Raw genomic sequence first — 13,498 nt, forward strand, 5'->3', positions numbered from 1 at the left:
GTTCGGGTGATCGAGCCTGTCGAGACCTATTGAGTGGACGGCAGGTTCTGGAGCTCCTCCTGGCCGACGCAGTTCCCGGTGGCCGGGATCTTCGCGGCGGCGGCCGACAGGTCGGCAAGGACGGTCGCGGAGCTGATGTTATCGGGGTCCATCAGGATTTCGGTGGCCGGTTCCCGGCCGAAGGTGGTCAGGGTGTAGACCGGGTCGCCCTCCTTGATGACCCAGTCAATGCCGTTCACACTGACGCAGCGGTCTGTCGTCGGTCCCGGGACGTTGACGCCGCAGCGCAGAATCACCTGGGACGGGTCGCCCCACGCGGCAGTGGCCTGGCTGTTGGTTTTCCGCAGGCCCGCGTCGCCGATCGCATCGGGCAGGGCCACCATCATCGGCGCGCAGGCGGGGTTGGCTGCATCCTGGGCGGCCGAGACATCCACCACCGGCGAACACGCGGTCAGGGCAAGTACGGCCAGGACGGCCACTGCACCGGAAGCCCTGGTGGCGCGGACGGGCAGACGTAAACAGTGGTTGGGCATCTGTTAACCCTATCGCTGCGGACTGCCGGGTACCCAACCAGGGCTGTTGCCCGACACCGAATGTCAGCGCTGCGCTGTAGCGTAGTGGCGTGCCTGTAATTTCCCCGCGCCAGAGTGCCGCGCCCGAACCTGCGCTGACGGTCGGCGGTCTGTCCGAATCCGATCTGCTGGCCCGCATCTTCCCCAGGCTGGAGCTGGACAGCCGCCATGCCGCAGCCACGTTGCTGGGGCCGGGGGACGACGCCGCGATCATTGCAGCACCGGACGGACGGACGGTCATCAGCATCGACACCCAGGTGCAGGACCAGGACTTCCGGCTCCAGTGGCCCAGCGGGTACCGCGCCACCGGCTTTGACGTGGGCTGGAAAGCTGCTGCCCAGAACCTCAGCGACATCAACGCCATGGGCGCCACGGCCACGTCCATGGTGGTCAGCCTCACCCTCCCGCCAGACACACCGGTCCGCTGGGTGGAGGACCTGGCCGACGGCCTGACAGCCGGGATCCGGGAACTGGGTGCCAAGGACTGTTCCGTGGCCGGCGGCGATCTTGGCCGGGGACGGGAAATATCTGTCAGCGTCGCGGTGCTGGGAACACTCAGCGGCGGAACGCCCGTGCTCCGGTCCGGAGCCCGCCCGGGTGACGTGCTGGCGCTCGCGGGAACCGTGGGACGGGCTGCAGCGGGGCTCGCCCTTCTGGAATCGGACGCAGCGCATGACTCCCTCAGCCCGGAACAGCGGACACTTGTCACCCTGCAGTGCAGGCCGTGGCCGCCGCTTGCCGCCGGTCCGCTGGCCCGGGCCGGCGGTGCAACGGCAATGCTGGACATCTCGGACGGACTCCTCCGCGACGGCACCCGGCTCGCACGTTCCAGCAGCGTCATCCTTGACCTGGATCCGCAGACGCTCAAGCGGCTGGCCGAAGCGCTGGAACCGGCGTCGGGCCTGCTCAACACCGACCCTCTGGGCTGGGTACTTGCCGGGGGAGAGGACCACGGGCTCCTGGCCACATTCCCTCCCGGCATTCAGCTGCCTCCCGGATTCACTGCGATAGGCTCAGTACAGGCCCCGGGAGAAAGTGAAAGCCCGGGCATCACAATTGCGGGCCACACCGCGGACACCGGGGGATGGGATCACTTTGCACACTAAGGTTGCCGCCAACGCGCAAGCGATGAAGCGATGGTTGGGCAAAGCTGAAACGGCCCTCGGCAACCACAGCGACCGCCTCAATGCAATCAATATCTTCCCCGTGGCAGACGGCGATACCGGCACCAACCTTTACCTCACGGTCCGCGCGGCAACCCAGGCGCTCCACGGCCACGGACCAGGCGGCGCCAGCCACAGCGTGGACCCGCGCCAGCCTGACGCCGCGCAAACAGACGTCGGAGCAGTTTTGGCGGCAGCCGGCCAGGCGGCCATGGAACAGGCCAGGGGCAACTCCGGCACACTTTTCGCCGTCTTCCTGTGCGCCGCCGCGGAGCCGCTGGCAGGCCATACCCGGCTGACGTCCACCCTGCTCGCCGCGGCGCTCAACCGGGCCCAGATCAGGGCGTGGTCCGCGTTGAGCGACCCCGTCCCGGGCACCATGCTCTCCGTTATGGAGGCTGCTGCCCGTGCCGCCGCCGCAGTTGATGCCGGGCAGAACGGTGACGACAGCAACCATGCCCTGGGTCTTTCGCTGGACGCCGCGGTTGAGGGTGCCCTGGCCGCAGTCATCCGCACCGAGGGCCAGCTGGACGCGCTGCAGGCGGCGCACGTCGTGGACGCCGGCGGCGTGGGGATGCTGCTCATCCTTGACTGCCTCCGCTCCGCCGTCCTGGGTGAGGAACTCCAAAGCGAACTCCTGGACGGGCTGCACGGCTACGATGTCCAGGACCCGCACATCCACACCAGCATGCCGGACGACGACGGCGTTGAGGTCATGTGCACCATCAGCCTCTCACCGCTGAACGCGGCCACCCTCCGGCAGCGGCTGGACGAGATCGGCGAGTCCGTCATCATGAGCCAGGTGGGCACAGCCGCTGAGGCGGACGGCAATTACCGCTGGCGTGTCCACGTCCACGTGCCGGACGCCGAACCCGCCGTCAGGCTCATCCGTTCCCTGGGCGAACCCCTGCAAATCACGGTTAGTGAGCTCGCCCTGCCCCGCGACCCCCAGGCCGACCCGGTGAACTCCAGTGGGCATGAGCGCTGAACTCGACCTGGACCTCGGGCGCCTGGTCGGCAAACGCTCCGCCGGCGTCATCGCGAAACACCTTGGCCTGACCACCGTCGGTGCATTGCTGAACTACTTTCCGCGCCGATACCTGGACCGGGGTGAACTGACGCCCATCAGCGAGGTCCCGCTGGATGAGGACGTCACCCTGATAGCCAGGGTCGTGTCCAGCAGCACCCGGACCATGAAGGCACGCCGCGGCACCATCACCGACGTCGTGATCTCCGACGACGACGGTACGCCCGGGCTCCGGATGGTCGGGGGCAGCGACTACCGCGGCAAAGTCCCCGGCACGCTCAAAGTCAGCTTCTTCAACGGCTACCGCGCCAAGGCTGAGCTCCTGCAGGGGCGGCGGGCGCTGTTCTCCGGCAAGGTCACACGCTATGGGGGCCTGCTCGGACTCACCAACCCGGATTTCCTTTTGCTGGACGAGGACCCCTTCGTCCAGGGCAAGGATCCGGAGTCCCTCGCCCTGATGCCCATCCCGGTGTACCCGGCCACGGGCAAACTCACCAGCTGGGCCATCCAGAAGGTCGTCGAGGCGCTGCTGCAAACGGCCGACCTCGACGCCCTGCCGGACCCGGTTCCGCCCGCTGTCGCGGCACGTGAAAAGTTCCTGCCGGTCGCTGAGGCGTACAGGCTGATCCACGCACCGGAGTCGACGGCGGACTGGCAGCGTGCCCGGGACCGCTTCCGGTACCAGGAAGCCTTGGTCCTGCAGGCGGCGCTCGCCCGGCGCCGCGCCCAGCTGGCCGCGGAGGAAGCCACCGCACGGCGCCCGGTGGCGGACGGCCTGCTGGCCGCCTTCGACCGGCAGCTGCCGTTCACCCTGACCGCCGGCCAGGCCGCCATTGGCAAAACGCTCTCCACCGAGCTCGCCCAGGACGGCCCCATGAACAGGCTGCTGCAGGGCGAGGTGGGCTCGGGGAAGACGGTCGTGGCGCTCCGGGCCATGCTGCAGGTAGTGGACGCCGGGGGACAGGCAGCCCTGTTGGCGCCCACGGAAGTCCTCGCCGCCCAGCACTTCGAATCCATCAGGCGCACCCTGGGCCCCCTGTCCCGCGACGGGCTGCTGGGCGGATTCGGCAACGCAGCCGTGCAGGTGACCCTCCTGACCAGGTCCATGTCCACGGCCGCCCGCAAGCAGGCCTTGCTGGACGCCGCTTCGGGAACGGCCGGGATCGTGATCGGCACGCACGCCCTGCTCAGTGACAATGTGTCCTTCTACGACCTCGGCCTGATCGTGGTGGACGAGCAGCACCGGTTCGGCGTTGAACAGCGGGATGCCCTGCGCGCGAAGGCAAGCAAACCCCCGCACCTGCTGGTTATGACAGCCACACCCATTCCCCGGACCGTGGCAATGACCGTTTTTGGAGACCTCGAAACGTCGGTGCTTGATGAGCTGCCCGCGGGCAGGGCCCCGATTTCCACGCATGTGGTGGGTCTCGCCGAGAACCCTGGCTGGGCCGGCCGCATCTGGTCCCGTTCGCGGGAGGAGATCGACGCCGGACACCAGGTGTATGTCGTCTGCCCAAAGATCGGAACCGACGACGACGGCGACTTCAGCCCGGGCGAAACGGAACCAACCGCGGCGGACCTGGAAGAGAACGGAACAGCCCGCGAACTCGCGTCGGTAACGGCCGTCGTCGAACAGCTCCAGCAGGAGCCGGCCCTGGCCGGCGTGCCGTTGGCTCCCCTTCACGGCCGCCAGGACCCCGCGGTCAAGTCAGCGGCCATGGCGGACTTCACGGCCAACAGGACCAAACTCCTGGTCTCCACCACAGTCATCGAGGTGGGCGTTGATGTCCACAACGCAACCCTGATGGTCATCCTCGACGCCGACCGTTTCGGTATTTCCCAGCTCCACCAGCTCCGTGGGCGGGTAGGCCGCGGCGGCCACCCCGGCACGTGCCTGCTGGTGACCACCCTGGAGCCCGGCCATCCGAGCCGCCGCCGGCTGGACGCCGTGGCCTCCACCACCGACGGGTTTGAACTCTCGCAGGAAGACCTGAAGCTGAGGCGTGAAGGGGACATCCTGGGCGCCTCACAGTCAGGTGGCCGTTCCACCCTGAAACTCCTCAGGGTGCTGGAGCACGAGGACATCATTGCCAGGGCACGGGAAGACGCCCAGAAGATCGTGGGTTCGGACCCCTCCCTGCAGCAGCATCCGCAGCTGGCACAAGCCATCGATGGATACCTTAATCCCGAAAAGGAGGCGTTCCTTGAACGCGGATAACGTCGCGCAAGCCGGTACAGCGGCACGGCACGGGAGGTGCCCGGCATGAGCAGGATCATCGCCGGAGCCGCCGGCGGCACCCCGCTGACCAGTGTGCCGGGATCGCTGACGCGGCCCACCACGGACCGGGTCAAGGAAGCACTTTTTTCGCGGTTGGACGCCTTCGACGTCATTTCCGGCGCGCGGGTCCTGGACCTGTACGCCGGGTCAGGGTCGCTCGGTGTGGAGAGCGGCAGCAGGGGCGCGGGCACCGTTGACCTCGTCGAATTCGACGCCAAGGCCAGCGGCGTGTGCCAGCGCAACGCGGACCTGGTCAACGGCGTAGTGGGGCGGAAGGTCGTCACCGTACACCGCTCCAAGGTGGAGTCGTTCCTCGAACGGGCCACACTGGATGCCAGCTGGGACCTTGTCTTCCTGGATCCCCCCTACCCGCTGGATGAGCCCGCCCTGTCCGCCGTGCTCGCCAAACTCAACGCACACCTGGCACCGGCCGCCGTCGTGGTGGTTGAGCGGTCATCGCGTTCGCCGGAACCGGACTGGCCGCAGGCCTTGGAGCGGTTCGCCGAGAAGAAGTACGGCGAGACGCGGCTGTGGTTCGCCGAGCCATCCGTTCCGGACGCTGTTCAGGCCGACGAAGCCGTTGACGGACAGGCTGAGGGGGCGGGCAGCAACTAAACGCCGTCAGCTGACGTCAGCCCGCCAGTCCGTCCAGGTCAACGCCTGACAGCACCCTGGCCGGATGCGGTCCCCGTGCGGTCAGTTCAACTGACCAGCTGTCCGGCCACGGGGCCTGTGTTCCCGCGAGGATGATGTTGCCCGGATAGCGGCCGGCGAACATCCCGGCTTCCGCGAAGGCGGCGACGTCCTCCATTGCCCGGCGCAACGCAGCTGCCTGGCTGCGCACCAGGGTGAGTCCAGGCTCGTCCCCGACATTCACGATCAGGATCCCGTTCGCCGTGAGCCGGGCTCGGGCCTCCTGGTAGAACTCCATGCACGCGATGTGGCCTGGCGCGTCCGGGCCCGAGAAGATGTCCAGGATGACGACGTCGAACCGCAGTTCCGGAGCCAGCCCGGCGAGGGCGTCACGGGCGTCTCCGATCACCGGATGCAGGTCCGTCCCCTCAGGCAAGGGCAGCTGTTGAAGCACGAAGTCCAGCAGTTCGCGTTCCAGCTCGACGGCGTACTGGACCGATCCTGGCCTCGTCGCCTGGATGTAGCGGGCCAGGGTGAGGGCGCCGGCCCCGAGGTGGAGCGCCCTGATCGGCTGCCCTTCCGGAGCGGCGAGGTCCACCAGGTGGCCGATGCGGCGCAGGTACTCGTAGAAGATTTCCTCGGGATGCGCCACGTTGACGTGGGACTGTTCGGCGCCGCCGATGCTGAGGATATACGCGCCGTCGATAAGGTCGTCGGCCTCAATGGCGGCATGTTGGCCGCTGGTCCGCAGGAACCTGCTTGCCGCGTTCCTGCCGTCTGCCGGCATCACAGTTTCCCGCGGAGGCCGGCAAGGCGGCCGGCCGCCTCTTCCAGGACTTCCACTTTTTTGCAGAACGCGAACCGGAGCAGGCTGCGCGTCCGCTCGGCGCCGTGGGGATGGCAGAACACGGGAACGGGGATCGCGGCCACCCCTACGAGTGCGGGAAGCCGGCGGGCCAGGTCCACCGAGTCGCTGATCCCCAGCGGGGCGGTGTCCACGTCCACGAAGTACGTGCCCTGCGGCGTGAAGACATCGAAACCGGCTGCGCGGAGCCCGTCACTGAGGATGTCGCGCTTGTGCCGCAGTGTGGCGGCAACGCCGGCGTAGAAGTCATCGGGGAGGGCGAGGGCCGTGGCGATGGCGGACTGGAACGGGGTCCCCGAACTGTAGGTCAGGAACTGCTTCACGGTGCGGATGGCCGACACCAGGTGCTCCGGTCCGGTCAGCCAGCCGATTTTCCACCCCGTGAAGGAAAAGGTCTTGCCTGCCGACGAAATGGTCACGGTCCGCTCCGCGGCCCCGGGCAGCGTGGCCACCGGAATGTGGCTCACGCCAAAGGTCAGGTGCTCGTACACCTCATCGGTGATGATGAGGCAGTCGTGCTTCCGGGCCAGGTCAACGACGCGCTGAAGTACTTCCCGCGGGAAGACAGCGCCCGTGGGGTTGTGCGGGTTGTTGAGCAGCACCGCCCGGGTGCGGTCGCTGAAGGCGGATTCAAGCGCTTCCATGTCGGGAAGGAAGTCCGGGGCAAGCAGCGGGGCCGTGACGTGGGTGGCTCCTGACAGCCCGATGATGGCGCCGTAGGAGTCATAGAAGGGTTCAAACGTCAGGACTTCGTCGCCGGGACCGGTCAGGGCCAGCAGCGAAGCGGCGATGCCCTCCGTGGCTCCCGTCGTGACGATGACCTCAGTCTGCGGGTCCGGCGCCAGCCCATAAAAGCGTTCCTGGTGGACTGCGACGGCCTCGCGGAGTTCCAGGATGCCCTTGCCGGGGGCATACTGGTTGGCGCCTGCGGCGATGGCGGACTGGGCGGCCTCCCTGACCTCGGCCGGACCGTCTTCGTCCGGGAAACCCTGGCCGAGGTTGATGGCGCCGGTCTGCACCGCCAGGGCGGTCATCTCTTCAAAAATGGTGACCCCCAGTTCGCCGTCCTGCCCGAGAAGGTTGGCTCCGAGGGCTGCGCGCTGCCACGGAGCAGGTGCGGTGGGCGTAAAAAGGTCCCGTGGTGGATGCATCCAGTCATGGTATCCCGCCGTCCGGATGCGGTAGGTTCGGAGCATGAGACGCGCTGTCTGCCCAGGATCCTTTGACCCCATCCACAACGGCCATCTCGAGGTCATCGCGCGGGCGGCCGGCCTCTTCGACGAGGTGATCGTGGCCGTGTCCACCAACTATGCGAAGAAGTACAGGTTCAGCCTGGGTGACCGGATCGACATGGCCAGGGAGACCCTCGCATCCCTGAAAGGGATCGTGGTGGAACCTGTCGGGGAGGGCCTGCTGGCAGAGTATTGCCGCCAGCGCGGAGTCTCCGCGATTGTCAAAGGACTCCGGTCCTCATCCGATTTCGACTACGAACTGCCCATGGCCACCATGAACCGCCAGCTCAGCGGTGTGGAAACGGTCTTCCTGCCCGCCGAGGCGCATTACCTTCATTTGTCCTCCACCCTTATTAAAGAAGTTGCCGGTTTGGGCGGCAGCGTCTCTGACTATGTGCCCCGCTCGGTGCAGAAAAGGCTGCTGGCTGGCGAGTCTTCGTCCGAATAGCTGCCGAGAGGGTAGGCTAGTCCGGTACTCGGCGGCCTTCGGTGGCCTGGTTTGAGTCCAAACCGGACTTCAGGCTAAGATGGTACGTCGGTCATATGTTCAACAGGAGTTCTCATTAAGCGAGATGCTAGTTCGCCCTTGGCGTTCGACGTCAAGGACCTCGGGCGCAGCCCGGGAAGCATGCGGACACTGACGGAACATGTACCCGCACCAGGTGATCTTGGTGTGGCGCTCATTGGCGTTCAGGAAGGCTCGGATGTCGAGCTGGATCTGAGGCTGGAGGCCGTACACGAAGGAATTCTGGTATCAGGAACCGCGGTCGCCGCAGTTACAGGCGAATGCGGCCGATGCCTGGATCCCCTTGCGTATGACCTCGAGGTCAATGTGCAAGAACTTTTCTTCTACGAGGGCGTCCTGCTTTCGGACGAAGAAGACGAAGAAGAGCAACGTCGAGTCGAGCACGATCTGATCGATCTTGAGCCGGTGTTGCGGGACGCAGTTGTCACCATGCTGCCGTTCCAGCCGGTGTGCCGGGAAGACTGCCAGGGCCTTTGCTCCGAATGCGGAGTACGCCTGGAAGACGAGCCGGGGCATCACCACGAGGTCGTTGATCCTCGCTGGGCTGCCCTAGCTGACTTGGCTAAGCCTGACCGGCAAAACTGATTTGTACGTGTTTGTCTAGAGAGAAATGAGTTAGCCGTGGCTGTCCCGAAGCGGAAAATGTCTCGCTCGAATACCCGCGCCCGCCGCTCCCAGTGGAAGGCAACTGCCCCCCACCTGGTGAAGACCGTAGAGAACGGCCAGGTTACTTACAGCCTGCCGCACCAGGCAAAGGTCGTCACCGACTCGGCTGGCACTGCGCTGTTCCTTGAGTACAAGGGCCGCAAGGTCGCAGACGTCTAATTGGCCATTCAGGCTGAGATGATGTCTTCAACTGAAGAGCTTCTGAAGCGTCTCGGTGTCTCCATTGACGCCGGGACGCTTCGTCTTGCTCTCACACACCGTTCCTACGCCTACGAAAACGGCGGAATCCCCACCAACGAGCGGCTCGAATTCCTGGGTGACTCCATCCTGGGCTTCTCCGTGACGGATGCCCTGTACCGGGACAACCCCTCCCTGCCCGAAGGTGACCTTGCGAAGCGGCGGTCCGCTGTCGTCAGTACCCGTGCCCTTGCAGGCATCGGCCGAAGCCTTGGCATCGGCGACTACATTTACCTGGGCCAGGGCGAAAAGCTCACGGAGGGCAAGAACAAGGCCTCCATCCTCGCGGACACCATGGAAGCACTGATCGGTGCCACCTACGTCTCCAACGACATCGAAACCGCCCGGCAGTTGGTCATGCGGCTCATTGGCCCGCTCCTGAAGGACGCAGCCGCCCTCGGCGCCGGGACAGACTGGAAGACCAGCATTCAGGAACTGGCGGCCAGCAGGCAGCTCGGCAGCATCCACTACGTGGTGGAAGGATCCGGGCCGGACCACGCGCGCACGTTTACTGCCGTCCTGGAGATCGGCGGCAACGCCTATGGCAAAGGCTCCGGCCACTCCAAGAAGGAAGCGGAGCAGGAAGCCGCGGCCGACGCCTGGCGCGTGCTCTCGGGAGCCCCCCGGGCAGTTGCTGCGGACGCCTCCGCGGACTCTGCCGCGACCTACTAGGCTGTCCTGTGCCGGAACTCCCGGAAGTGGAAGTGGTCCGCCGTGGACTGGTGAGCTGGGTCCGCGGACGCACGATCACCTCGGTTGACGTACTGGACCCCCGGTCCATCCGCCGCCACGCCCTGGGTACGGAAGACTTTGCCGGCAACTTGGAAGGGGCCACCGTGGCGGATGTCGTCCGCCGCGGAAAGTTCCTCTGGATGCCGCTGCAGGACGCAACGGACACTTCCCCCGCGCCCGCGGCTCCCGCCGTCGCCCTCATGGCCCACCTTGGCATGAGCGGCCAGTTGCTGATGCAGGACACCACGGCCCCGGACGAAAAGCACCTCAAAGTCAGGCTCCGGCTGAGTCCTCGCGACGGCATGCCCGAACAGCTCCGGTTTGTGGACCAGCGGATCTTTGGCGGACTCTTCGTCACCGCCCTGGTTCCCACGGACGACGGCGGCCCCGGCGGCCTCGCTGAATCACCCCTCCCGCTGATCGCCGACGAGGCATCGCACATCGCCCGCGACCCCCTCGACCCGGCCTTTTCCTTCGACAGTTTCTACAGCCGGCTCCGGAAACGAAAGACGGGCCTCAAACGCGCCCTGCTGGACCAGGGGCTGGTTTCTGGGATTGGCAACATCTACGCCGACGAAGCCCTGTGGCGGGCGAAACTGCATTACGCCCGGCCCACCGACAAGTTGCGGCGGGCCGACGCGGCGCAGCTCGTGAGCAGCGCCCGTGACGTCATGCTGGACGCGCTGGCCGCCGGCGGGACCAGCTTCGATTCGCTGTACGTCAACGTCAACGGCGCCTCCGGCTACTTCGACCGCTCCCTTAACGCCTACGGGCGGGAAGGCCAGCCCTGCCACCGCTGCGCCGCCGTCGGAATTAATTCCCCGATCCGCAGGGAACAGTTCATGAACCGCTCCTCCTACACCTGTCCTGTCTGCCAGCCGCGGCCCCGGAACGGGCGCTGGTAGCGGGCAGGCAAAGTCTGCGGATTCTGCGGTTCCGCAATGTGGGTTCCGTTGACAGACTGGGGCCATAAGAAGCGGCGGACCGCCTGAAGGCGGCCGCCACGTCCCAGCCCGTCAGCAGGAACCAGGCAGCCCTTGTACCTTTCGATGTCGGACCGCACCGGCGGCCAGAAGGACTCCCAATCCGAGATGCCCGCTGCCGCCGCGACGGCGTTCCGGCTGTCCCCGGTCATCATCTGGCTGGGAATCGTCAGCATGATGACGGATATCTCGTCAGAATCGGTGGCAGCCATCCTGCCGCTGTACGTGACCGGCTTCCTGGGACTGTCCACCATCGCGTTCGGAATCATCGACGGCATCAACCAGGGCGCCAGCGCCATCGTGCGGATAGCCGCAGGATGGGTCTCGGACCGCACAGGGCAGCCCAAGCGTGTGGCGGTGGCCGGGTACGGCCTCTCCATGGTGGCCAGGATCGGGTTCCTCTTCGCGGGCGGCTTCTGGACCATAGCCGGAATCGTCACCGGCGACAGGATCGGAAAAGGCATCCGTACGGCTCCGCGCGATGCACTGATCTCCGAAGCGGCGCAGCCGGAGCACCTGGCAAGATCGTTCGGGGTCCACCGCATGCTGGACAGTGTGGGTGCCGCCACCGGGCCACTGCTGGCGTTCCTGGTGCTGGTGCTGATCCCCAACGGCTTCAGCACGGTGTTCATCGTTTCGTTGGCCTTCTCGGCGATCGGCGTGGCCGTGCTGGTACTGATCGTCCCCGGCCGCCGTCGCGGTCCCGCCGTCGCGGTCCCGCCGTCGCGGCCACCTCAGCGCGCCGTCCGCGTTTCCAGTGGTCGCAGCTGCGCTGGGGCGCGCTGAAGGAGCAGGGCCTGGCCCGGCTCATGCTGACAGCCGGACTCCTGGGCCTCCTGACCATTGGCGACGGGTTCATCTACCTGATCCTCCATGACCGGGGTTCCTTTTCAGTCCAGTATTTCCCGCTGCTCTATGTGGGAACCAACGTTGTTTTCCTCCTGTTCGCCATTCCGCTGGGAAAGCTGGCGGACCGGTGGGGGCGGATCCCCGTTTTCCTGGGCGGCCACCTGGCCCTGCTGGCCTGTTACGTCCTCGCAGCCCTGCCTTTCGGCGGCCTGGGTTCCACCATCGGCTGCCTGCTCCTGCTCGGGGTGTTCTACGCGGCGACCGACGGTGTCCTCGCCGCCATGGTCAGCCGGTTGACCCGGGCGGAGAACCTGGCGACGGCGCTTGGCACCGCGCAGACCGTGGTGGCCCTGAGCCGGATGGCCGCAACCGCCGGGTTCGGGGTTTTGTGGTACCTGGTCGGGCCCGTGACTGCCGTGCTGTGCGTGGCCGGCCTGCTGACGGCAGCTCTTGCAGCCGGCACGGTCCTGCTTGGCGGGGCACGCCGATGGGCGGCCGCACCGTGAGCCGGGGAAAGGGGCCACAGCCGGCTCCGCGGCCACCGAAGAATGCAGGCAACGGATCCGTGGCCACCCTCCCCGCGCGTGAGGCGGTTCCTGCTGACGCTCCGGCGGCCGCAGCCTTGCCGGAATCCGGCATGCGGCGGCGGTGGCTCATCCTGCTGGCAATTGTCGTGCTGGTGGCCGCGGGCGCGTCCGTGTTCACCGTTTCAGCGTTCCAGGCGGCCAAAACCAGCCAGCAAGCGGACTCGCCCGTTGCCACGGTCGCGGCGCAAGGGCTGCCGGCCGCACCCTTTGTGATGTTCCGGAACACGGCTCCCGGACAGGGTTTCGGTCAGGCGGCAACCGTCCCGTTGGCCGACCCAACAGGCCAGCGCGCGCTCAGCGGCCACAGCTGTGACCGCGTGTATGCGGTCATGAACCTGGTGAGCTGCCTGAGTACCAGGAATGAGATCCCCACCAAATTTGAGGCCACCGTTTACGACAGCTCACTGGACCCCGTCGAATCGTGGGCCCTGGGAGGCATCCCCAGCCGTACCCGGATCAGCGCCGACGGGTCCCTGCTGGCTAGCACAGTGTTTGTGTCCGGGCACTCGTACGCCGCTGCAGGGTTTTCCACGGAGACCGTCATCCGCGGCCGGGACGGCACCGTGCACGGGAACCTCGAGGAGTTCGCCCTCATTTCCGGCGGAACCCAGATCAAGGCGTCGGACCGCAATATCTGGGGCGTGACCTTCGTCCCGGGCCAGCCGGACGCGTTCTATGCCACAGCCTCATCCCAAGGAAAGATCTGGCTCGTGCGGGGAAGCCTCCAGGACAAGACCCTGACGGTGACCGCTGCAGGGATAGAGTGTCCATCGGTCTCGCCGGACGGAACCCGGATCGCCTACAAGAAGAGTGTTTCCGGTACGCTCGTGGGCCATCGCAACATCGCGGTGCTGGACATCGCCTCCGGAACGGAAACGGTCCTCGCCGAACAACGCGATATTGACGACCAGTTGGAGTGGCTCGACGCCAGTACTGTGGTCTACGGCGTTCCGCGGGATGAGTCCGGCCAGGACAGCGACGTTTGGTCCCTGGCCATCGATCCGGCGGCGCAGCCCTCACTTTTCATCGAACATGCCTGGTCTCCGGCAGTGGTGCGGCAGTAGCCGTCACGGCCGGGAACTGCTCTAAATCCGTGGAAACCCGCAGTGACGCAGTAGATTTGGGGCAGCAGAGCAGCCGCTTCAGCC

The 13,498-nt window shown here is 66.4% G+C and carries 13 protein-coding genes and 1 pseudogene; 11 read left to right on the plus strand and 3 right to left on the minus strand.

Features of this window, described 5'->3' with window-relative positions; all coding sequences use genetic code 11:
- Positions 1 to 26 precede the first annotated feature (26 nt).
- Complete coding sequence (locus EYS21_RS03505; RefSeq protein ID WP_131131773.1) at positions 27 to 533, minus strand: DUF3515 domain-containing protein; 507 nt, start codon at positions 531 to 533, stop codon at positions 27 to 29.
- Between the two features lie 89 nt (positions 534 to 622).
- On the opposite strand from EYS21_RS03505, the gene EYS21_RS03510 reads away from it, so the two are divergent.
- The 4 genes from EYS21_RS03510 to rsmD are packed head-to-tail and all read left to right on the plus strand — an operon-like array spanning position 623 to position 5,655.
- On the plus strand, positions 623 to 1,678 hold the full coding sequence (locus tag EYS21_RS03510; RefSeq protein ID WP_242633256.1) for a thiamine-phosphate kinase: 1,056 nt from the start codon (positions 623 to 625) through the stop codon (positions 1,676 to 1,678).
- 22 nt (positions 1,679 to 1,700) lie between these two features.
- Entirely contained in the window at positions 1,701 to 2,723 is a 1,023-nt protein-coding gene (locus EYS21_RS03515) for a DAK2 domain-containing protein (protein WP_131131774.1), read from the plus strand.
- Complete coding sequence (locus EYS21_RS03520) at positions 2,713 to 4,980, plus strand: ATP-dependent DNA helicase RecG (protein WP_131131775.1); 2,268 nt, start codon at positions 2,713 to 2,715, stop codon at positions 4,978 to 4,980. Before EYS21_RS03515 ends, EYS21_RS03520 begins: the two co-directional genes overlap by 11 nt.
- Positions 4,981 to 5,025: 45 nt before the next feature.
- Positions 5,026 to 5,655 (plus strand): 16S rRNA (guanine(966)-N(2))-methyltransferase RsmD, encoded by a 630-nt coding sequence (gene rsmD, locus EYS21_RS03525; RefSeq protein ID WP_131131776.1) that lies wholly within the window; start codon positions 5,026 to 5,028, stop codon positions 5,653 to 5,655.
- Between the two features lie 16 nt (positions 5,656 to 5,671).
- Here rsmD and EYS21_RS03530 read toward each other — a convergent pair whose 3' ends face one another.
- Both EYS21_RS03530 and EYS21_RS03535 read right to left on the minus strand, forming a co-directional pair.
- The gene (locus tag EYS21_RS03530) at positions 5,672 to 6,460 is read right to left on the minus strand and encodes a fused MFS/spermidine synthase (protein ID WP_207307659.1); all 789 of its coding nucleotides are present in this window, start codon (positions 6,458 to 6,460) and stop codon (positions 5,672 to 5,674) included.
- On the minus strand, positions 6,460 to 7,689 hold the full coding sequence (locus EYS21_RS03535; RefSeq protein ID WP_242633257.1) for an aminotransferase class I/II-fold pyridoxal phosphate-dependent enzyme: 1,230 nt from the start codon (positions 7,687 to 7,689) through the stop codon (positions 6,460 to 6,462). Before EYS21_RS03535 ends, EYS21_RS03530 begins: the two co-directional genes overlap by 1 nt.
- Before the next feature lie 43 nt (positions 7,690 to 7,732).
- Between EYS21_RS03535 and coaD the strand changes: the two genes are divergently transcribed.
- The 7 genes and pseudogenes from coaD to EYS21_RS03570 all read left to right on the plus strand — a co-directional run bounded on the left by coaD (position 7,733) and on the right by EYS21_RS03570 (position 13,414).
- Complete coding sequence (gene coaD, locus EYS21_RS03540; RefSeq protein ID WP_131131778.1) at positions 7,733 to 8,218, plus strand: pantetheine-phosphate adenylyltransferase; 486 nt, start codon at positions 7,733 to 7,735, stop codon at positions 8,216 to 8,218.
- A gap of 138 nt (positions 8,219 to 8,356) precedes the next feature.
- Positions 8,357 to 8,881 carry a DUF177 domain-containing protein gene (locus tag EYS21_RS03545; protein ID WP_131131779.1) on the plus strand — a complete coding sequence of 175 codons (525 nt, stop codon included), beginning with the start codon at positions 8,357 to 8,359 and terminating at the stop codon, positions 8,879 to 8,881.
- A gap of 36 nt (positions 8,882 to 8,917) precedes the next feature.
- A complete protein-coding gene (gene rpmF / locus EYS21_RS03550) occupies positions 8,918 to 9,121 on the plus strand; it encodes a 50S ribosomal protein L32 (protein ID WP_009356569.1) in 204 nt (67 codons plus the stop codon).
- Positions 9,122 to 9,142: 21 nt separating this feature from the next.
- Positions 9,143 to 9,871 (plus strand): ribonuclease III, encoded by a 729-nt coding sequence (gene rnc / locus EYS21_RS03555; protein WP_131131780.1) that lies wholly within the window; start codon positions 9,143 to 9,145, stop codon positions 9,869 to 9,871.
- 8 nt (positions 9,872 to 9,879) lie between these two features.
- Entirely contained in the window at positions 9,880 to 10,836 is a 957-nt protein-coding gene (gene mutM, locus EYS21_RS03560; RefSeq protein WP_131131781.1) for a bifunctional DNA-formamidopyrimidine glycosylase/DNA-(apurinic or apyrimidinic site) lyase, read from the plus strand.
- Between the two features lie 255 nt (positions 10,837 to 11,091).
- Positions 11,092 to 12,269: pseudogene (locus EYS21_RS23950) on the plus strand (MFS transporter).
- A 59-nt stretch (positions 12,270 to 12,328) separates the two neighbouring features.
- Complete coding sequence (locus tag EYS21_RS03570; protein WP_347559523.1) at positions 12,329 to 13,414, plus strand: hypothetical protein; 1,086 nt, start codon at positions 12,329 to 12,331, stop codon at positions 13,412 to 13,414.
- Positions 13,415 to 13,498 lie beyond the last annotated feature (84 nt).

The organism is Arthrobacter sp. S39 (assembly GCF_004320525.1).
Taxonomy (GTDB): domain Bacteria; phylum Actinomycetota; class Actinomycetes; order Actinomycetales; family Micrococcaceae; genus Arthrobacter.